Source organism: Streptomyces sp. NPDC088785 (genome assembly GCF_044750685.1).
Taxonomy (GTDB): Bacteria; Actinomycetota; Actinomycetes; order Streptomycetales; family Streptomycetaceae; genus Streptomyces.
Genome location: NZ_JBIVKH010000007.1, coordinates 45764 through 64820, shown reverse-complemented (window position 1 = coordinate 64820; position 19057 = coordinate 45764). Strand labels below are relative to the sequence as shown.

Genomic DNA, 19057 nt, shown 5'->3' with positions numbered 1-19057 from the left:
ATCGACCCATAGGGGAACAAGCGGCCGAATTGCTCCCAACCCGGCGCGCTGCGGGCGAGCTTAGTCCCGCCGGATCATCGCCGGGTCATATTCCGCAAGGGCCTGAAATCGGTTCGCCAAGGGGCATACACTCCCCCCATTTACACGCTCAGCGCCCGTTCGCACACATGGAGTGAAGGCGTCCGCCCGTCCGGACCGCCGGCCCCGCGTCAACCGGCGCGGGCCCGGGGCCTGTTGACGCGGGGGCGGCCCTCCTGTTCCACTGCTCCCATGCGTCCACAGCTGCGGCTGGTCACCCGCGATCACATCGACTTCGGTCGCGTGTGGTCGGCGTCGTGTTGCGCCTGAAGCACCTCCAGGCCCTCACCGACCCGCTCTCCCAGCTGAAAAGGCGTCCCACCATGCCCGTAGAGTTCCTCGGCATCGCCGCGACCAACGAAGGCTCCGAAGTCACCGCCCGCTCGGGCCCGTCCTTCGACAAGGACTACACGCTCCGACTCGCCCGCGCCCACGAGGAGAACGGCTGGGACCGGGTCCTCTTCGCGTACGGCTCCGGCTCCCCCGACCCGTCCCCCGCGGCCGCCTACATCGCGGCCCGCACGGAGACCCTCCAGATCCTCGTGGCGCACCGGCCGAACGTGTCGTACCCGACCTTCGCCGCCAAGACCTTCGCGACGCTCGACCGGATCAGCGACGGCCGCCTGGCCGTCCACTTCATCACCGGCGGCAACGACCACGAGCAGCAGCGGGAGGGCGACTTCCTGACGAAGGACGAGCGGTACGCCCGGACGCGTGAGGCCATCCAGATCATCAAGAAGGCGTGGACCTCGCACGACCCCTTCGACCACGAGGGCGCGCACTACCGCTTCGCCGACTTCGTCAGCGACACCTTCCCGGTCCAGCAGCCGCATCCGCCGGTCTCGTTCGGCGGCTCCTCCCCCGCGGCGTACGCGGCCGGGGGCGCGGAGGCGGACATCTACTGCCTGTGGGGCGAGCCGCTGGCCCGCACAGCGGAGCAGATCGCGTCGGTGCACGCGGCGGCCAGGGCGGCGGGCCGCACGGACCTGCCGCGCATCCAGGTCGCGTTCCGGCCCATCATCGCGCCGACGGAGGAGCTGGCCTGGGAGAAGGCCCATGCCACGCTCGGCCGCATCAGGGCGCGCAAGGCCGGCGCCCCGCTCTCGCGCCGCCACCCGCTCACGAACCCGGAGAACTCCGGCTCCCAGCGGCTGCTCGCGGTGGCCGCCGAGGGCGAGCGCCACGACCGCGCGCTGTGGACCCCGACGGCGGCGGAGACCGGTGGCGCGGGCAACTCCACGGCCCTCGTCGGCACCCCGGAGACCGTGGCCCGGGCCCTCCTCGACTACTACGACCTGGGGGTGACCGTCCTCTCCGCGCGCGGCTACGACCTGCTCGACGACGCGGTCGACTTCGGCCGCGAGGTGATCCCGATCGTCCGCGAAGAGGTCGCGAAGCGGGACGCCGCGCAGGCGGCGTGAGCGCCGCCGCCACCGGCCCAGAGTGAAGGGCGCCGCCCCCGCGTCGGGGGCGGCGCCCTTCACCGTGCTGCCGGGGCCGTCACCCCACCGACGAGTAGGCGACCACGCCGCGCAGCACCGCGTCCACGGCCTTGCGGGCGTTGCGCGAGACGGTGGAGTCCGCCGTGGGGGCGGCCGCGGCGATCTGCCCCAGCACGTCGATCACCTGCTTGCACCAGCGCACGAAGTCGCCGGCCGGCATCTCCGCCTCCCGCAGCACCTCGTCGAGCCCCTTGCCCGAGGCCCACTGGTAGACGGCCCAGGCGAACCCGAGGTCGGGCTCGCGCTGGCCGACGCCCTCCGTCTGGTTGATCCGGAAGTCCTCCTCCAGGGCGTCGAGCCGGCCCCAGATCCGCACCATCTCGGCGAGCGCGGACTTCGCCCGGCCCGTGGGCACCTTGGGCGCGAGGGCGTCGTCGCCGACCCGCGCCTCGAAGACCAGCGCGGAGACGCACGCGGCCAGCTCGGCCGGGTCGAGACCCTCCCACACCCGGTCGCGCAGGCACTCGCTGGCGAGCAGATCGAGCTCCCCGTACAGCCGGGCGAGGCGCTTGCCGTGCTCGGTGACCTCGTCGCCGCGCAGGTAGTCCATCTCGGTCAGCAGCTTCACGATGCGGTCGAAGGTCCGCGCGATCGTGTTCGTCCGCCCCTCGATGCGCCGCTCCAGCTGCACGGTGTCCCGGCGCAGCCGGTGATAGCGCTCGGCCCAGCGCGCGTGGTCCTCCCGCTCGTCGCAGCCGTGGCAGGGGTGGGCCCGCAGCTCGGTGCGGAGCCGGGCGATCTCCCGGTCGTCGGCGGCGGGCGCGCGCCCCTTGCGGTGCCGGTCGGGCACGATGTGCCCGGCCTTGGTGCGCAGCGCCGAGGCGAGGTCCCGGCGCGACTGCGGCGAGCGCGCGTTGAACGACTTCGGGATCCGCATCCGCTCCAGCGCCTCCACCGGCACCGGGAAGTCGATCGAGGCGAGCCGCTTGACCTGGCGCTCGGCGGTCAGCACCAGGGGGCGCGGACCGTCGTGCTGCTCGAAGCCGCGGTGCCCGTTGGACCGGCCGGCCGGCAGCCCCGGGTCGAGCACCAGCGCGAGGCCCGCGAACTTGCCGGTCGGCACGTGGATCACGTCGCCCGGCTTGAGCTTCTCCAGCGCGGCGGCGGCCTGGGAGCGGCGCTGCGCGGCGCCCTGCTTGGCCAGCTCGGTCTCGCGGTCCTTGAGCTCGCGGCGCAGCCGCGCGTACTCGTCGAAGTCGCCGAGGTGGCAGGTCATGGAGGCCTTGTAGCCCTCCAGGCCCTCCTCGTTCTTCTGCACCTGCCGGGAGATCCCGACCACCGACTTGTCGGCCTGGAACTGGGCGAACGAGGTCTCGAGGAGTTCGCGCGAGCGGTGCCGCCCGAACTGCTCGACCAGATTGACCGCCATGTTGTACGAGGGCTTGAAGCTGGAGCGCAGCGGATAGGTGCGGGTGCCGGCGAGGCCCGCCAGGTGCTCGGGGCTGAAGCCGCGCTGCCACAGCACGACGGCGTGGCCCTCGACGTCGATGCCGCGCCGCCCGGCCCGCCCGGTCAGCTGGGTGTACTCGCCCGGGGTGATGTCCGCGTGCTGCTCGCCGTTCCACTTCACGAGCTTCTCCAGGACCACGGAGCGGGCCGGCATGTTGATGCCGAGCGCCAGGGTCTCGGTGGCGAAGACCGCCTTGACCAGGCCGCGGACGAAGAGCACTTCCACGACCTCCTTGAAGGTCGGCAGCATGCCCGCGTGGTGCGCGGCGATCCCGCGCTCCAGGCCTTCGAGCCATTCGTAGTAGCCCAGGACGTGCAGGTCCTCGTCGGGGATGGAGGCGGTGCGCTCCTCGACGATCTCCCGGACCCTGGCCCGCGCCTCCTCGTCGTTCAGCCGCAGGCCCGCGTACAGGCACTGCTGGACGGCGGCCTCGCAGGCCGCGCGGCTGAAGATGAAGGTGATCGCGGGCAGCAGGCCCGCCGCGTCGAGCCGCTCGATGACCTCGGGGCGGCCCGGGGTCCAGATCCGGGAGCGCTGCCGTCGCTCGCGCTCGCGGTCGGCCTCCCGCATGTTCCGCCCGCGCTTGCGGTCCTGGTAGGAGGGGCGGCTGGCCTCCATCCGCGCCATGCGCGTGAGGTCGGGGTTGACGGCCTTCTTGCCGCCCTCGCCCTCCTCGAAGAGGTCGTGCATGCGGCGGCCGGCGAGCACGTGCTGGAACAGCGGTACGGGCCGGTGCTCGGAGACGATCACCTCGGTGTCGCCGCGCACGGTGTCGAGCCAGTCGCCGAACTCCTCCGCGTTCGACACCGTGGCCGACAGGGAGACCAGCGTGACCGACTCCTGGAGGTGGATGATCACCTCTTCCCACACGGCGCCCCGGAAGCGGTCGGAGAGGTAGTGCACCTCGTCCATGACCACATAGCCGAGATTGAGCAGCGCCTGGGAGCCCGCGTACAGCATGTTCCGCAGCACTTCGGTGGTCATCACGACCACCGGCGCGTCGCTGTTCACGCTGTTGTCGCCGGTCAGCAGGCCGACCTTGTCCGCGCCGTAGCGCTTCGCGAGGTCCTGGTACTTCTGGTTCGACAGCGCCTTGATGGGTGTCGTGTAGAAGCACTTCTTGCCCTGCTGGAGGGCGAGGTGGACGGCGAACTCGCCGACGATCGTCTTGCCTGAGCCGGTGGGCGCGGCCACCAGCACGCCCTTGCCCGCCTCCAGTGCCTGACACGCCTCGATCTGGAAGGGGTCGAGACCGAAGTCGTACATCTCGCGGAAGGAAGCTAGCGCGGTGGCCTGCTCGGCGGCCCGCTTACGGGCTGCCGCGTACCGCTCGGCCGGTGAGAGGTCCTCTGTCATCGTGCATTCGAGCCTACCGGCCACCACCGACAACGGACGATCATTATCGGGTAAGGACCCGCACGGCCCCGGGCACGCACCGCGCGACCAGCGGCAACGCCCCCACCGGCTCGCCGTCCGCGTACCCCGTGATGGCGTCCGCGGCCAGCTCCACCCGGGCCGCCCGGAAGACGCTGACCACCGGGTGGGTGAGATGCGTCCCCCGGTAGACGCGCGGGAAGACCCGCAGCAGGGTCGCGCGGGAGCAGTCGCCGACGACCGTCACGTCGAAGAGCCCGTCGTCCATCGCCGCGTCGGCGCAGATCCGCATGCCGCCGCCGTACGAGGTTCCGTTGCCGACGGCCACCAGGGTCGCGTCGATCTCGCGGACGGCGCCGTCGTCGAGCGTCAGGCGGAACCGCGTCGGCCGGAAGGCGGCCAGTTCGAGGGCGATGGCCAGGTCGTACTTGAAGCGGCCGAGCGGCAGCCGCATCCGGTTGCCGCGGTCGTTGACCCGGGAGTCGAAGCCGGAGGCGAGGACGGTGCCGAACCAGTGGTCGCCGATCCGGCCGAGGTCGATGGCGCGGAGCCGCTCCTCCTTGAGCGCGTCCGCGACGAGCGCGCCCGCCGCCGCCGGCTCGCGGATCGGCAGTCCGAGCGAGCGGGCGAAGTCGTTGCCGGTGCCGACCGCGACGACCCCGAGCGGGGTGCCGGTCCCGGCGACGGCCTGCAACGCGAGATTCACCAGGCCGTCCCCGCCGACGGCCACCAGCGCGCCGGTCCCCTCCCGCACGGCGGCCCGCGCGCGGTCCAGGGCGTCGGGGGCGTCCTCACCGATGACGCTCCGTACGGAGAACCCGGCGGCCCGCAACGCGGAAGCGGCCGGCTGCGCAGCACCTGCGCCCCGGCCGCGTCCCGCGGTGGGATTGACGAAGAGGGTGATCTCACTGCTCACGGCCGGACCTTAACAACCGTCCCGTCGCGAACAGGAGTTGCCTCAGGTCACATCGTCGTAACCGTTGATCCGGTCCGTCGTCGTCTGCTCGGGCAGCGGGGTCCGGCTCGCGCTCACGCTCTCGATCTCGCCGACCCGCTCGGGGGTCAGATCCAGCTCGGAGGCCTCGTCGTCGGCGAGGCCGGCGTCCGGGTCGTTGCGCCGCTTGCGCCGGTCGTTGAGCAGCGAGAAGAGCGTCGCCGCGAAGTACAGCACCCAGATCGGAGCGGCCAGCGCCAGCATCGACACCGGGTCCGTGCTCGGCGTGGCGACCGCCGCGAAGACCGTGATGCCCATGATCATCGCCCGCCACCAGCCCAGCATCCGCTTGCCGGTGATGGCCCCGATGAGGTTCAGGAACACCAGCAGCAGCGGCAGCTCGAAGGAGAGGCCGAAGACGATCACCATGCGCGTCACGAGGTCGAGCAGGTCGTCCAGCGGCAGCAGGTTCGACGCGTTGCCCGGGGTGAAGCCGATCAGCACCTTCGCCGTGGTGGGCAGCACCGCGTACGCGAAGTAGGCGCCGGCCAGGAAGAGCGGGACACCGGTGCCCACGAACCCGTAGGCGTACTTCTTCTCGTGCCGGTGCAGTCCGGGCGCGATGAAGCCCCACAGCTGGTAGAGCCAGACCGGCGAGGCGAACACGATGCCCGCCATCAGCGAGATCTTCAGGGCCAGCGTGAAGGGGGCCAGCAGGCCGTTGATGGTGATGGAGGCGCAGGGCTCTTTCTTCACCTGCGCCAGCTGCGAGAACGTCTGCTCACAACCGACCGAGTCGAGGATCGGCTTGGTGATCAGATCGATGATGTCGTTGTAGAAGAACGCGGCGACGATCGTGATGGCGACCACGGCGAGCAGCGCCTTCGCCAGCCGATTGCGAAGCTCACGCAGGTGATCCGCGAGCGGCATCCGCCCCTCGGGGTCCTTCTCCTGCTTGCGGGCAGTCTTGAGCAACCCACGTCCTCATCTCGTGCGGCAGGCCGCCGAGACGGGGCGGCCTTGGGTCAGCTCTTGATCAGCTCTTCGTCGTGTTGGTCGGCTCGGTCACCGGGCGCGAGCTGGTGACGTCGCCGGGCGCGGCCTGGATGGTCCGCGCGGGCTGGCCGTCCTCGTGGGCCGGCGGGTCGGACGGGGCGGCGGCGTGGGTGTTGCCCTCGCTCTTCATCGCCTTGGCCTCGCTCTTGAGGATGCGGGCGGACTTGCCCAGCGAGCGCGCCATGTCCGGAAGCTTCTTCGCGCCGAACAGCAGGATGATGACGACAAGGATCAGGATGATCTCAGGTGCGCCGAGCTTTCCGAACATATCCGTTTACCTTCTCACTGAGGCGGCAGGGTCGGGACTGCCGGTACCGGTCGAACTAGGACTGGTGTCCGACCACCGTGCTGGCAGCGATCGTATCCCGTGGGGGTGAACAGGGGGCAATCCCTCTGCGTACTCCCCGTTGCGGCCCGCGCCTCGGTCCAGGGTCGCGTTAAGGAGCGTACCCGGCGGACCCGGGCGCCCGACAGGCCGCAGCGGTAAAGCGGTTTCCCCCGGCGGCCCCACGGGTGCCGCGCCGTCAGACCGCGTCGCCGCCCGCGCGAGCGGCGCTGGCCGCGGCCCGCTCCAGTTCCTCGGCGGCCCGGTTGATCCGGCGTGTGGTGGCGGCGACCTGACTGCCCAGCCGCTCCGCCTCGACGAACACCTTCACCGCGAAGAAGGCGAGGACAGCAAGCCCCACGAAACCCACGGCCACCGACAGCATCGCCCAGAACATGCGCCGAGCCTAGACGGTCTGGTGGAGGCGCAGGGTGCGCACCCCGCCACCCGTGAGGAGTTCGACGATCCGTTCACCGGCGGGCTTGCGCACCGCGGCCCCGCACTCGGGGCAGGTGAAGGAGTAGAAGGTGGTGCGGCGGCTGCCGCCGATCGCCAACCGGATGGCCGCCGCGTCGAGTTCGAAGCGGGCCCGGCAGTCCGGGCAGGCGGCCCGGAAGACGACGGCGGCCGGGTCGCCGCCCACGGCGGACATCCGGGTGATTCCGACCACATCTGTCGTTCCGGTCATTTCCCCCACCTCGTACCTTGCCTCCCGTGCGGACCGTTCCCGCGGCTCACGCCGCCCCGTCGTACGCGGCCAGCGCCTCCCGCGCCGCGTCCCGCGCGCTGTCGGCCAGCTCGGCGGGGGCCACGATGTGCCCGTCCCGGCCGAGCCGCAGCGCGAGCCGGCGCAGCGACGACGGTTCCGGGGTGCGCAGCGTGATCCGCAGACCACCGTCCGTCAGCTCCTCGGCGCTGTCGTGCGGGTAGTACTCGGCGACCCAGCGCCCGCCGGGCCCGACCTCGATGACGACCTCGGGGTCCTCGGCGGCCGGCTGCACCAGGCCCTCGGACAGGTCCCGCAGTTCGATCTCCGGCGGCGCCGACGCCTCGTCCAGGATCCTGATCTCGGCGACCCGGTCGAGCCGGAAGGTGCGCCGCGCCTCGGACCTGCGGCACCACGCCTCCACATAGGTGTGGCCGACGGAGACGAGCCGGATCGGGTCGATCTCGCGCTCGGTGACCTCGTCGCGCGCGGGCGAGTAGTAGCGGATCCACAGCCGGCGCCGCTCGGAGATCGCCCGGTCGACGTCGGCGAAGACACCGCCCTCGGACTCGAAGGTGACGCTGAGCCGCGCGCTGGCACCGGCCACCTCGCCGGCCGCCGCCTCCAGCTTCGCGGTGGCCCGCAGCAGGGCGAGCCGGTCGCCCTCGCGCAGTCCCGGCAGGGTGGCCACCGCGCGGGCGGCCACCAGCAGGGCCGTCGCCTCGTCGGCGGAGATCCGCAGCGCGGCGGCGACGTCGTCCGGGTTGTGCCACCAGATGCGGTCGCCGTCGGTGTCGATGTCGAGGAGGTCCCCGCCGCGGAAGCTCGTCCCGCACAGCGGCAGCACGTCCAGGTCGGAGATCAGCTCGTCCTGGGTGATGCCGAAGGCCCGGGCGACGTCCTCCACGCGCGCGCCGGGGCGCTCGCGCAGATACGTCACCAGGGACAGCATCCGCCGGGTCTGGTCGATGGCGTTGGCAGCCATGTGTGTCCGTGCTCCCCTCGGTCCCGCGCTCAGTCCTTGGCCACGGCGCGCAGCCGGTCGACGACGTCCGCCCGCAGCTCGGCCGGTTCGAGCACGACGACGTCGGGCCCGAACTCCACGAGCCAGGCGTCGAGCCCGTGCCCGTACGGAATCTCCAGCTCGTCCCAGCCGTCGCCCAGCTCGCGCACGGACGCCGCCTTGGCGCGCAGCGGATAGCCCGCGCCCGCGCGCAGCCTGATCAGCGCGGAGCGGTCGGCGGTCTCGCCCGCCCAGCCCGCGACGGTCTCGCGGACGGTGACGACGTCCGGCACCGGCGCCGTGAACCGGCCGGTCCGCGAGCGCACCTTCCCGGTGATCCGCGACAGCCGGAAGACCCGCTCGGCCTGCCGGTCGCGGTCCCAGCCCGCGAGGTACCAGTGGCCGCGCCAGCATTCGAGCGCCCAGGGCTCGACGTGCCGCTGCTCGGGCCGGGCCGCGGTCGCCTTGCGGTAGTCGAAGACGACGGGGCGCCGGTCGCGGCACGCCAGCATCAGCGGCTCGAAGGACGCCTCGTGCGCGGGGATGCGGGGCTCCAGCGCGCCATGGCTCTCGTAGGGGTCGACGTCCTCGGGCATCCCGGCGGCGCGCAGCTTGTGCAGGGCGCCGCTGGCGGCACCGGCCAGGCGGGCCTGCTGCCACACCTTGGCGGCGAGGCCGAGGGCGGCGGCCTCCTCGGCGTCCAGGGTGAGCGGCGGCAGGTGGTTGCTGTCGCGGCGGGCCAGGTAGCCGACCTCGCCGTCCAGGTTCTCCACGGTCTCGATGACCAGGCCCAGCTCGCGCAGGTCGTCCTTGTCCCGCTCGAACATCCGGTTGAAGGAGTCGTCGTTGCCGGCCTCCAGGTAGGCCTCGATGGAGCCGCGCAGCTCGCGCTTGCTGAGCGGGCGGCGCGTGCCGAGCAGGCACAGTGCCAGATTCATCAGCCGCTCGGCCTTGGCAATCGCCATCGACGCCCTTTCCCCTGGTGTCTTCCCCGTGGTCCCCGTAAAGCTCCCGACGGACGACCGTACCGCCCCGGGGTGTCGTGACAAAAGCCAGGGGCAGCGCAAGAGCCCGCGCCATCAGGCACGGGCTCTTGTGCGACCGTTCGTGGTCGTCGGGTGACCGACTCAGACGGCGACGAGGTCGCAGACGAAGATCAGCGTCTCGCCGGGGGCGATCCGCCCGCCGCCGGCGCCACGGTCGCCGTAGGCGAGGTGGGCCGGGATGGTCAGCTCGCGCCGGCCGCCGACCTTCATGCCCTGCACGCCCTGGTCCCAGCCGGCGATGACCTGGCCGGCGCCGAGCTGGAACTGGAGCGGGGTGCCGCGGTTCCAGGAGGCGTCGAACTCCTCACCGGAGGAGAAGGCCACGCCCACGTAGTGGACGGAGACGGTGTCGCCCGCCTTCGCCTCGGTGCCCTCGCCCTCCCAGAGGTCCTTGATCTGGAGGTCCGCCGGCGGCTCGCCTACGGGGAAGTCGACCTCGGGCTTGTCGATGCTCACGTGAATTGCTCCTGCTTGTTGGCTGTCGGGCAACCGGGTCAGTCTGCCATCCGAGGACGGGTCAGTGCGCCGAGAGGATGTCGACGACGAAGACCAGCGTCGAGTTGGCGGGCAGCGTCTTGCCCTGGTCCTTGCTTCCGTAGGCCTGCTCGGCCGGGATCACCAGGAGCACCCGGTCACCGACGTGCTTGCCGACGATGCCGGTGTCCCAGCCCTTGATGACCTGGCCCTGGCCGATGGTGGTCGTGAACGGCTGGCCGCCGCGGTTCCAGGAGGAGTCGAACAGGGCGGCCTTCGCCTTGCCCTCGTTCTGCTTCCACACCGCACCGCTGTACTGCATGTTGACGCTCTGGCCGCTCTTGACCTCGGCGCCCTTGCCCTTGATCAGGACCTGGTCGACGAGCTTCTTCGGCGGGTCGTTCTTCGGCACCGAGATCGTGGCCGGCTCCTCCTTGTCGGCCTTGATCTGCGGGAGGTCCGACGGGATGGCGGCCTGCGTGCCCTCGACCTTCTTGGGCTCCACCTTCTTGACGTCCACGGCGAACACCAGCGTGTCGGTGGCGGAGACCCCGAACTGCGGGTTGCCCTGGCTGCCGAAGCCCGCGGCCGGCGGGGCCACGACGAGGACGCGGCTGCCCTCCTTCTGGCCCACGACGGCGTCCGCGAACGCCGGGAACTGGCCGTCGGCACCCGCGGTGACGAGCTGGTCACCGCCGCCCTTCTGGCTGTAGGTGGAGCCGAGGTCCTTGGCGCCCTTCCAGATCTTGCCGGTGTAGTTGAACGACACCAGGTCGTTCTTCCTGACCGTGGCGCCGCTGCCCTCGGACACCGTGTGCACGACGAACTTGTCGCTCGGGTCGTTCTTGGGCAGGGAGATCGTCGCGGTCTTGCCGTACGCGCCCGAGACCTTCGGCATCGGGTTCGCGGTGTCGACCGGCTTGGGCACGCCGGAGGGCTGCGAGGACGAGTCCGCCTTGTCCGTCGCGTCCTTCTTGCCGTCGTCGCCACCGCAGGCGGTCGCGGTCAGCGCCAGTGCCGGCACGATGAGTAGAGCTGCAAGTCGGCGTCGCACAGGGATCCTCAGGTCGCTCGGATACGGTCCGGCCACTGTAGGCCCTCACGCACCGTTTCCGAGGGCGCGGAAGGGCCCCGTACGAATGATTCGCACGGGGCCCTCGACCGGATCGACCGGGTGCGCGGCCGGTGGCTACATTCCCGCGATCAGCTTCTCCACCCGGTCGTCCACGCTGCGGAACGGGTCCTTGCACAGCACCGTGCGCTGCGCCTGGTCGTTCAGCTTCAGGTGCACCCAGTCGACCGTGAAGTCACGGCGCTGCTCCTGGGCCCTGCGGATGAAGTCGCCGCGCAGCCGCGCGCGCGTGGTCTGCGGCGGCACCGATTTGCCCTCGAAGATCTTCAGGTCGTTGCAGATCCTCGTCGCCTGGCCCTTCTTCTCCAGGAGGTAGTAGAGCCCGCGGCGGCGGTGGATGTCGTGGTAGGCGAGGTCGATCTGGGCGACCCTCGGGTGCGACATGGTCATGTTGTGCTTGGCCCGGTACCGCTCGATGAGCTTGTACTTCATGACCCAGTCGATCTCGGTGCCGATGCGGTCGAGGTCCTCCGCCTCGATGGCGTCGAGCGTGCGGCCCCACAGCTCCAGGACCTGGTCGACGGTGCCGGTGCGGATGCCCCGGCGCTCCACGAAGTCGACGGCCTTCTCGTAGTACTCGCGCTGGACCTCCAGGGCGGAGGCCTCGCGACCGCTGGCCAGGCGGACCTTGCGGCGGCCCGTGATGTCGTGGCTGACCTCGCGGATGGCCCGGATCGGGTTCTCCAGGGTCAGGTCGCGCATCACCGTGCCCGCCTCGATCATGCGCAGCACGAGGTCGGTGGCGCCGACCTTGAGCAGCATGGTCGTCTCGGACATGTTCGAGTCGCCGACGATGACGTGCAGCCGGCGGTAGCGCTCGGCGTCCGCGTGCGGCTCGTCGCGGGTGTTGATGATCGGCCGGGAGCGGGTCGTCGCGGAGCTGACGCCCTCCCAGATGTGCTCGGCGCGCTGGCTCACGCAGTACACGGCACCGCGCGGAGTCTGCAACACCTTGCCCGCGCCGCACAGCAACTGACGCGTGACCAGGAACGGGATGAGAATGTCCGCGAGTCGGGAGAACTCCCCGTGCCGCGCCACCAGGTAATTCTCGTGGCAGCCGTAGGAGTTGCCGGCCGAGTCGGTGTTGTTCTTGAACAGGTATACGTCGCCTGCGATGCCCTCCTCGTGCAGACGGCGTTCTGCGTCGACGAGCAAGCCTTCGAGAATGCGCTCGCCTGCTTTGTCGTGGGTGACCAGCTCGGTCACGTTGTCACATTCGGGAGTTGCGTATTCCGGATGCGATCCCACGTCCAGATAGAGGCGGGCGCCGTTCCGCAGAAAGACATTGCTGCTGCGGCCCCATGACACGACACGGCGGAAGAGGTACCGCGCCACCTCGTCAGGAGACAGGCGGCGCTGTCCCCTGAACGTACATGTGACGCCGTACTCGTTCTCCAGCCCGAAAATGCGGCGGTCCATGACTGAACATTACGCCCGATCCCCCGTGCTGAAACGGGGTTCGACGGCACGGTTTGGATCATTTTCCGATGAGACCGCGACACGCCCGGACGCGCGCGGCGCCGTGAGCACCCGGCGCATGGCCAGCAGGACGAGCAGGGCCACGGCTCCGGTCGCCCCCGGCACGGCGAAGCCCCACCGGGTGCCGCCCCACTCGACGACGGGGCCCGCGACGGCCGTTCCGACGCTGGCCCCGACGGTGAACGTCGTCACGAGCCAGGAGAACGCCTCCGTCACCGTCCCGCGCGGGGCGTGCCGGTCCACGACGATGAACGCGCAGGCGATGCACGGCGCGAGGAAGACGCCGGCCACCGCGCTCAGGCCCACCATCGCCACCGGTCCTGGCATCAGCACCAGCGGCACGTAGAACAGGGCGAGCAGGGCCACCAGCCGGCGCAGCCGGGCCTCCGGCGCGCCGGCCCACCGCCGGGCGCCGTAGACGGTGCCGCCGACGAGCGCGCCGAGTCCGAGCGCCGCCATCATCCAGCCGTACGTGGCGTCCCCGCCGTTGCCGTCCGCGTAGGCGACCCCGGCGACGGTGATGGACCCGAGCGCGAGCCCGACGAACAGGAACGCGGCGAGCAGCACGAGCAGGCCGGGCGAGCGCAGCGCGCCCAGCCAGTGCGCCTCGCGCGGCGCCGAGCGCCAGGCGCGGGAGGGCGCGGAGAGGACGACCGACAGGGCGCCGACCACGCCGATCACGTTCAAGACGACGAGCGCCGCCTGGGCGGACCACAGCGACACGCACACCGTCACCAGCAACGGGCCGACGGTGAACATGACTTCCTGGGCGATGGCGTCCATCGCGTACGCCGTGTGCACCTGCTCCTCGCGCGGCAGCACGCTCGGCCACAGCGCCCGCAGTCCGCCCTCCAGGGGCGGGGTGAACAGTCCGGCGGCGGCGACGGCGGTGTAGGCGAGCGGCAGCGAACCGGTCCCGGCGCACGCGAACACGGTCATGGCGAGCGCCGACAGCACCGCCGCGGGCAGCTGCACCCTCGGCTGTCCGCGCAGGTCCACGAGGCGGCCGAGCAGCGGCTGGCCGATCGCGTTCGCCACCCCGTACACCGCCGCGAGCGCGCCCGCGAGGCTGTACGTGCCGCCCTCGTCCCGGATGAACAGCACCAGGGCGATCGCCGCCGTGGCGTTGGGCAGCCTGCCCACCAGCGTCCCCGTGAGCAGCCGCATCGCGTACCGCGCCCTGAGGATCTCCGCATAACCCGCGGCCATCGCCCCACCCTGTCCTCGCCGGCCCGCTCCAGCGGGCCGACAGCGTCGAAGTCGCCGACGTCATACGTATAACGTCGCGTCGTCATACGTACCACGTACGCTGCGACCAGGGCCAGCCGATACCGTCGACGGCCCCGGGACCACGGCACGAGACGCACGGAGGCAGCAGTGACCAGCGGCACCGACACGACGGCGGCCGGGGCGGGCGGCGCCCGTCCCACCAGCCGGGACGTGGCGCGGGCGGCGGGCGTCTCGCAGGCCGCCGTCTCCCTCGTCATGGGCGACAAGTGGCGCGGCCGGGTCGCCGAGACCACCGCCGAGCGGGTCCGCGCCGCCGCGCACCGGCTCGGCTACCGGCCCAACCTCGCGGCCCGCAACCTCCGCCTGGGCCGCACCCGCACCGCGCTCCTCGTCGTCCCCGCGCTCACCAACGAGTTCTTCGCGGGCGTCTACACCGGTGCGGCCCGCGTGGCCGCCCGGCACGACTTCGGGGTGGTCCTCTACCCCTCCCCCGACGGCGTCGGCCCGGCCCGCGACCCCTTCCCCAGCGCCCGCGCCGCCCTGGACGGCATCCTCGCCTCGTCCATGGCGGCCGGCGCCGTCGCCGCCCTGCGCGGCGACGACCTCCCGCTCGTCATGCTCGACAGCGATCCGGCCGGCGACCCGGGCGCGACGACCGTCAACCTCGACCTCGCCGACGGCATGCGCCGGATCACCGACCATCTGCTGGCCCACGGCCACCGGCACTTCCTGCACCTGGCCTCGGCGGTCGACTCCTGGACCTTCGACGTGCGCGCCGCCGAACTGGCCGCCCGCACCGCGCGGGTGCCCGGCGCGACCGTCCGCACGGTCCGCTCCGCGCTCACGGTGGAGGCAGCCGTCGCCGCCCTGGAGCAGGCCCTGCGCACGCCGGGCCCGGTCCGCCCCACCGCCGTGGTCTGCGACGACGACAAGCTCGCCGCGGGGGCCTACAAGGCCGCGCGCCGCACCGGGCTGCGCGTCCCCGACGACCTCTCCGTCACCGGGTTCGACGACCTGTCGCTCGCGACCGCGATCGAACCCGAACTCACCACCGTGCGGCTGCCCGCCGAGGAGTTCGGCGAGCGGGGCATGACGGCGCTGCTCGCCGTCCTCGACGGCCGCGCGCCGGAGACCGCCCCGCTCCCCGTGGAGCTGATCGTGCGCGGGTCGACCGGACCGGCGCCGACCGGCGTCCGGCAGACGTGTGCCCCGGCCGGTTCGGCGACCGGCCGGGGCACGCGCCCGCGACAAGATCCGTCGGACAGGCCCTAGTCGTCGGACGAGCTCTCGTCCGAGACGGCGTCCGACTCCGCTTCCGTGGTGGCGGCGGCGCCCTCCGCGGTGAGCAGCCGCGAGAGCTGGCGCCCCGCGATCCGCTTGAACTTCCGCTGCTGCGGCCGGGTGCGGTCCAGGACCGCCACCTCCAGGCGCTCGGCGGGGATCTCCCGCTCGCTGCCGTTGGTGTCCCGCGACAGTCCCTGCACGGCCAGCTTCAGCGCCTCGGACAGCGTCATGCCGTCCCGGTGCTGCTGGTCGAGGAAGGTGCTGATCTGCTCCGCGTTGCCCCCGACCGCGACCGAGCCGTGCTCGTCGACGATCGAGCCGTCGTGCGGGAGCCGGTAGATCTGGTCGCCCTCGGGGGTGTCCCCCACCTCGGCGACGACCAGCTCCACCTCGTAGGGCTTCTCGCCGGCGCTGGAGAAGATGGTGCCCAGCGTCTGCGCGTACACGTTCGCCAGGCCGCGTGCGGTCACGTCGTCCCGGTCGTAGGTGTATCCGCGCAGGTCCGCGTAGCGCACACCGCCGATCCGCAGGTTCTCGTACTCGTTGTACTTGCCGGCGGCCGCGAAGCCGATCCGGTCGTAGATCTCGCTGAACTTGTGCAGCGCACGGGACGGGTTCTCGCCGACGAACACGATGCCGTCGGCGTATTGCAGCACGACCAGGCTGCGACCGCGTGCGATGCCCTTGCGGGCGTACTCCGCGCGGTCGGCCATCGCCTGCTGGGGTGAGACATAGAACGGGGTCGACACCGGCTGTCCGTCCCTTTCTGTCAGTGACTCGGTGAGTGGGCGGCGAAGGGGTGACGGCTCACAGCAGGGCGGCGCGCGGGCCGTCCGGCTGTTCGAGGCGCCGCTCCAGGATCGCCCGGGCGATCTCCGACGACTCGCCGTCGGTGAGCCGGCGGAACCCGTCGTCCGTGATCACCGTGACGATCGGGAAGATGCGCCGCGCCATGTCGGGGCCGCCCGTCGCCGAGTCGTCGTCGGCGGCGTCGTAGAGCGCCTGCACGACCAGCGTCGTCGCCTGCTCCTCCGTCAGGTCCTCGCGGTAGAGCTTCTTCATCGCTCCGCGCGCGAACACCGATCCGGAACCGGTCGCGGCGAACCCGTGCTCCTCGCTGCGTCCGCCCGTGACGTCGTACGAGAAGATGCGGCCCTTCTCGCGGTCCACGTCGTACCCGGCGAACAGCGGGACGACGGCGAGCCCCTGCATGGCCATGCCCAGGTTCGACCGGATCATCGTCGACAGCCGGTTGGCCTTGCCCTCCAGCGACAGCTGGGCGCCCTCGACCTTCTCGAAGTGCTCCAGCTCCAGCTGGAAGAGCTTGACCATCTCGACGGCCAGACCGGCGGTGCCGGCGATGCCGACGGCCGAGTACTCGTCCGCCGGGAAGACCTTCTCGATGTCGCGCTGCGCGATGACATTGCCCATCGTCGCGCGCCGGTCACCGGCGAGCACCACGCCGCCGGGGAAGGCGACGGACACGATGGTCGTGCCGTGGGGAGCTTCGATGACACCCTGCATCGGCGGCAACTGCCGGTTGCCCGGCAGCATTTCGGGCTGATGCTCGGACAGGAAGTCCATGAAGGACGACGACCCGGGCGTCAGGAAGGCAGCTGGTAGACGCCCGGTGCTACGAGGGTTGGCTTCCACGCGTTTCCTTCCAAGTAAGCGGCGAGCCTCCGTGCAGGTTCGGGAGCGTCCCCCGACGTGCCGATGGCCGAATTGCGGTTGAAGCACATTACGCCACGGACCCTACCCACCTCGGGGGCGGTGATCCACATGGTCTTCGAGCGGGCGCAGGACGCACGAGAGTCCTGCCGCCCGTCACACCCACTCGGGTGCCGTCATCCGTGCAACAGAAAGAAGCCGTTCACATCCGTGGACTACTGTCCACCCTTTTGAACGAAGGAACGCACGAAGTCCTCGGCGTTCTCCTCCAGGACGTCGTCGATCTCGTCCAGGACCGAGTCGACGTCGTCGCTCAGCTTCTCCTGGCGCTCCTTGAGGTCCTCGGAAGCCTGCGCGTCAGTCGCCTGCTCCTCGACCTCCTCGGTGGAACGCGTCGCCTTCTGCTGCCCGCCGCCGGTGTCCTTGGTCGCCATCTCAGCTCACCCCGCTCGGTTCGAGATACAGGTCGTTCGTGATCAGAACCCTACTGGTCGGCTCTGACATCGGCCCCGCACTTCGTCCAATGCGGGGCCCACCCCAGTGATTCCCCTTCGCCCGGGATTTCAGCCGCGGATCAGCCGCCGGACAGCACCCGGACCAGATCTTCCGCCGTACGGCACCGGTCCAGCAGCTCCTTCACGTGATTACGCGTCCCGCGAAGGGGCTCGAGGGTTGGGACGCGCTGGAGGGAGTCCCGGCCCGGCAGGTCGAAGATGACCGAGTCCCAGGAGGCCGCGGCGACGTCGTCCGCGTACTGCTCCAGGCAGCGGCCGCGGAAGTACGCCCGGGTGTCCTCCGGGGGCTGCGTACGGGCCCGCTCGACCTCCGCCTCGTCCAGGAGGCGCTTCATCCGGCCCCGGGCCACCAGACGGTTGTACAGGCCCTTCTCGGCCCGTACGTCGGCGTACTGGAGGTCCAGGAGGTGCAGCTTGGCCGCGTCCCAGTCGAGGTCGTCGCGGCGGCGGTAGCCCTCCATCAGCTCCCGCTTGGTGACCCAGTCCAGCTCGCCGGACAGGCTCATCGGGTCGCTCTCCAGCCGGCCGAGCACGTCCTCCCAGCGCGCCAGGACGTCCTTGGTCTGCTCGTCGGCGTCGGCGCCGAACCGCTCCTCAACGTACTTCCTGGCCAGCTCGAAGTACTCCATCTGGAGCTGGACCGCGGTGAGCGTGCGGCCGCTGCGCAGGGTGATCAGGTGCTGGAGGGTGGGGTCGTGCGAGACCTGGTGGAGGGTGCGGACCGGCTGGTCGACCGCCAGGTCCACCGCGATGAACCCGTCCTCGATCATGGACAGGACCAGAGCCGTCGTGCCGAGCTTGAGGTAGGTCGAGATCTCGGAGAGGTTCGCGTCGCCGATGATCACGTGCAGCCTGCGGTACTTCTCGGCGTCGGAGTGCGGCTCGTCGCGCGTGTTGATGATCGGCCGCTTGAGCGTGGTCTCCAGGCCGACCTCGACCTCGAAGTAGTCGGAGCGCTGGCTGAGCTGGAACCCGTGCTCGTGGCCGTCCTGGCCGATGCCGACCCGGCCGGCGCCGGTGACCACCTGGCGGGAGACGAAGAAGGGCGTCAGGTGGCGCACGATGTCCGAGAAGGGGGTCTCCCGCTTCATCAGGTAGTTCTCGTGCGTCCCGTAGGAGGCGCCCTTGTTGTCGGTGTTGTTCTTGTAGAGGTGGATCGGCTGGGCGCCGGGCAGCTGGGCGGCGCGCTCGGCGGCCTCGGCCATGATCCGCTCGCCCGCCTTGTCCCAGAGGACGGCGTCCCGCGGGTTGGTGATCTCCGGGGAGCTGTACTCGGGGTGCGCGTGGTCGACGTAGAGGCGCGCGCCGTTGGTCAGGATGACGTTGGCCAGGCCGATGTCCTCGTCGGTCAGCTGGCTGGAGTCGGCGGCCTCCCGCGCGAGGTCGAAGCCTCGGGCGTCGCGCAGCGGGTTCTCCTCCTCGAAGTCCCAGCGGGCCCGGCGGGCCCGGTGCATCGCCGCGGCGTAGGCGTTGACGATCTGGGACGAGGTGAGCATGGCATTGGCGTTGGGGTGGCCGGGGACGGAGATCCCGTACTCGGTCTCGATGCCCATTACTCGCCGTACGGTCATGCGGCCCTCCTTGCCCGGCGGCGCCCTCGGTCGGGGGCGGCGCTCAAGTACCGCTGGTTCTCCGGTGCGTGTGCGGTGCCCGTCCCCGCACGGCGCGACTCGGCGGCAGGGAAGAGCCTAGAACGCCTCTGCGCTGGTGGGGAGATCATTTGCGTCATTGCTTCGCTCCGGCGTGGGGCGGGCGGTCGCGTACTGGAGGCCCGATGGTTTCCTGGAAAAACAGTGGG

18 protein-coding genes and 1 pseudogene are annotated in these 19057 nt (G+C 71.1%); 2 read left to right on the top strand and 17 right to left on the bottom strand.

The window, feature by feature from the left end; translation table 11 throughout:
• The first annotated feature begins 401 nt into the window (after window positions 1-401).
• On the top strand, window positions 402-1499 hold the full coding sequence (locus ACIP5K_RS20720) for an LLM class flavin-dependent oxidoreductase (protein ID WP_401411853.1): 1098 nt from the start codon (window positions 402-404) through the stop codon (window positions 1497-1499).
• A 79-nt stretch (window positions 1500-1578) separates the two neighbouring features.
• Here ACIP5K_RS20720 and ACIP5K_RS20715 read toward each other — a convergent pair whose 3' ends face one another.
• The 12 genes from ACIP5K_RS20715 to ACIP5K_RS20660 all read right to left on the bottom strand — a co-directional run bounded on the left by ACIP5K_RS20715 (window position 1579) and on the right by ACIP5K_RS20660 (window position 13768).
• Window positions 1579-4386 (bottom strand): DEAD/DEAH box helicase, encoded by a 2808-nt coding sequence (locus ACIP5K_RS20715; protein ID WP_401411460.1) that lies wholly within the window; start codon window positions 4384-4386, stop codon window positions 1579-1581.
• A 43-nt stretch (window positions 4387-4429) separates the two neighbouring features.
• Complete coding sequence (locus ACIP5K_RS20710) at window positions 4430-5320, bottom strand: diacylglycerol kinase (protein WP_401411458.1); 891 nt, start codon at window positions 5318-5320, stop codon at window positions 4430-4432.
• A gap of 42 nt (window positions 5321-5362) precedes the next feature.
• Window positions 5363-6313: a twin-arginine translocase subunit TatC gene (gene tatC, locus ACIP5K_RS20705; protein WP_401411456.1), complete on the bottom strand. Its 951-nt coding sequence runs from the start codon at window positions 6311-6313 to the stop codon at window positions 5363-5365.
• A gap of 61 nt (window positions 6314-6374) precedes the next feature.
• Window positions 6375-6662, bottom strand: a complete 288-nt coding sequence (gene tatA, locus ACIP5K_RS20700) for a Sec-independent protein translocase subunit TatA (protein WP_401411455.1) — start codon at window positions 6660-6662, stop codon at window positions 6375-6377.
• A 256-nt stretch (window positions 6663-6918) separates the two neighbouring features.
• A complete protein-coding gene (locus tag ACIP5K_RS20695) occupies window positions 6919-7116 on the bottom strand; it encodes a hypothetical protein (protein ID WP_401411454.1) in 198 nt (65 codons plus the stop codon).
• 9 nt (window positions 7117-7125) lie between these two features.
• A complete protein-coding gene (locus ACIP5K_RS20690) occupies window positions 7126-7371 on the bottom strand; it encodes a hypothetical protein (protein ID WP_401411851.1) in 246 nt (81 codons plus the stop codon).
• An 82-nt stretch (window positions 7372-7453) separates the two neighbouring features.
• The gene (locus ACIP5K_RS20685) at window positions 7454-8410 is read right to left on the bottom strand and encodes a helix-turn-helix transcriptional regulator (protein ID WP_401411453.1); all 957 of its coding nucleotides are present in this window, start codon (window positions 8408-8410) and stop codon (window positions 7454-7456) included.
• A gap of 29 nt (window positions 8411-8439) precedes the next feature.
• Window positions 8440-9393 (bottom strand): helix-turn-helix transcriptional regulator, encoded by a 954-nt coding sequence (locus tag ACIP5K_RS20680; protein WP_401411451.1) that lies wholly within the window; start codon window positions 9391-9393, stop codon window positions 8440-8442.
• 162 nt (window positions 9394-9555) lie between these two features.
• Entirely contained in the window at window positions 9556-9930 is a 375-nt protein-coding gene (locus ACIP5K_RS20675; RefSeq protein ID WP_111665797.1) for an FKBP-type peptidyl-prolyl cis-trans isomerase, read from the bottom strand.
• A 61-nt stretch (window positions 9931-9991) separates the two neighbouring features.
• Entirely contained in the window at window positions 9992-11002 is a 1011-nt protein-coding gene (locus ACIP5K_RS20670) for an FKBP-type peptidyl-prolyl cis-trans isomerase (RefSeq protein WP_401411449.1), read from the bottom strand.
• 135 nt (window positions 11003-11137) lie between these two features.
• Window positions 11138-12499, bottom strand: coding sequence for a Pup--protein ligase (gene pafA / locus ACIP5K_RS20665; protein WP_026246688.1), 1362 nt, complete (start codon window positions 12497-12499; stop codon window positions 11138-11140).
• Window positions 12500-12508: 9 nt separating this feature from the next.
• On the bottom strand, window positions 12509-13768 hold the full coding sequence (locus tag ACIP5K_RS20660; protein WP_401411447.1) for an MFS transporter: 1260 nt from the start codon (window positions 13766-13768) through the stop codon (window positions 12509-12511).
• Window positions 13769-13936: 168 nt separating this feature from the next.
• Between ACIP5K_RS20660 and ACIP5K_RS20655 the strand changes: the two genes are divergently transcribed.
• The gene (locus ACIP5K_RS20655) at window positions 13937-15061 is read left to right on the top strand and encodes a LacI family DNA-binding transcriptional regulator (RefSeq protein ID WP_401411445.1); all 1125 of its coding nucleotides are present in this window, start codon (window positions 13937-13939) and stop codon (window positions 15059-15061) included.
• Here the strand turns inward: ACIP5K_RS20655 and prcA are convergent.
• The 5 genes and pseudogenes from prcA to dop all read right to left on the bottom strand — a co-directional run bounded on the left by prcA (window position 15058) and on the right by dop (window position 18830).
• Complete coding sequence (gene prcA, locus ACIP5K_RS20650) at window positions 15058-15822, bottom strand: proteasome subunit alpha (protein WP_401411443.1); 765 nt, start codon at window positions 15820-15822, stop codon at window positions 15058-15060. The two genes, ACIP5K_RS20655 and prcA, sit on opposite strands and share 4 nt — an antisense overlap.
• 58 nt (window positions 15823-15880) lie before the next feature.
• Window positions 15881-16726 (bottom strand): proteasome subunit beta, encoded by an 846-nt coding sequence (gene prcB / locus ACIP5K_RS20645; protein WP_401411441.1) that lies wholly within the window; start codon window positions 16724-16726, stop codon window positions 15881-15883.
• Window positions 16678-16858 (bottom strand): annotated as a pseudogene (locus ACIP5K_RS20640) (endonuclease domain-containing protein); the annotation flags it as partial. The gene prcB and the pseudogene ACIP5K_RS20640, both read right to left, overlap by 49 nt.
• A gap of 101 nt (window positions 16859-16959) precedes the next feature.
• Complete coding sequence (locus ACIP5K_RS20635) at window positions 16960-17178, bottom strand: ubiquitin-like protein Pup (protein ID WP_111665804.1); 219 nt, start codon at window positions 17176-17178, stop codon at window positions 16960-16962.
• Between the two features lie 140 nt (window positions 17179-17318).
• Window positions 17319-18830 (bottom strand): depupylase/deamidase Dop, encoded by a 1512-nt coding sequence (gene dop, locus ACIP5K_RS20630; RefSeq protein WP_401411439.1) that lies wholly within the window; start codon window positions 18828-18830, stop codon window positions 17319-17321.
• Between the last annotated feature and the right edge of the window lie 227 nt (window positions 18831-19057).

What these genes read in the sequence shown, in the direction of transcription:
- pafA (WP_026246688.1), bottom strand. Translation starts at nt 12,499, where the DNA reads ATGGACCGCCGCATTTTCGGGCTGGAGAACGAGTACGGCGTCACATGT.
- ACIP5K_RS20715 (WP_401411460.1), bottom strand. Translation starts at nt 4,386, where the DNA reads ATGACAGAGGACCTCTCACCGGCCGAGCGGTACGCGGCAGCCCGTAAG.
- ACIP5K_RS20685 (WP_401411453.1), bottom strand. Translation starts at nt 8,410, where the DNA reads ATGGCTGCCAACGCCATCGACCAGACCCGGCGGATGCTGTCCCTGGTG.
- ACIP5K_RS20680 (WP_401411451.1), bottom strand. Translation starts at nt 9,393, where the DNA reads ATGGCGATTGCCAAGGCCGAGCGGCTGATGAATCTGGCACTGTGCCTG.
- ACIP5K_RS20720 (WP_401411853.1), top strand. Translation starts at nt 402, where the DNA reads ATGCCCGTAGAGTTCCTCGGCATCGCCGCGACCAACGAAGGCTCCGAA.
- tatA (WP_401411455.1), bottom strand. Translation starts at nt 6,662, where the DNA reads ATGTTCGGAAAGCTCGGCGCACCTGAGATCATCCTGATCCTTGTCGTC.
- ACIP5K_RS20635 (WP_111665804.1), bottom strand. Translation starts at nt 17,178, where the DNA reads ATGGCGACCAAGGACACCGGCGGCGGGCAGCAGAAGGCGACGCGTTCC.
- dop (WP_401411439.1), bottom strand. Translation starts at nt 18,830, where the DNA reads ATGACCGTACGGCGAGTAATGGGCATCGAGACCGAGTACGGGATCTCC.
- ACIP5K_RS20690 (WP_401411851.1), bottom strand. Translation starts at nt 7,371, where the DNA reads ATGTCCGCCGTGGGCGGCGACCCGGCCGCCGTCGTCTTCCGGGCCGCC.
- ACIP5K_RS20695 (WP_401411454.1), bottom strand. Translation starts at nt 7,116, where the DNA reads ATGTTCTGGGCGATGCTGTCGGTGGCCGTGGGTTTCGTGGGGCTTGCT.
- ACIP5K_RS20660 (WP_401411447.1), bottom strand. Translation starts at nt 13,768, where the DNA reads ATGGCCGCGGGTTATGCGGAGATCCTCAGGGCGCGGTACGCGATGCGG.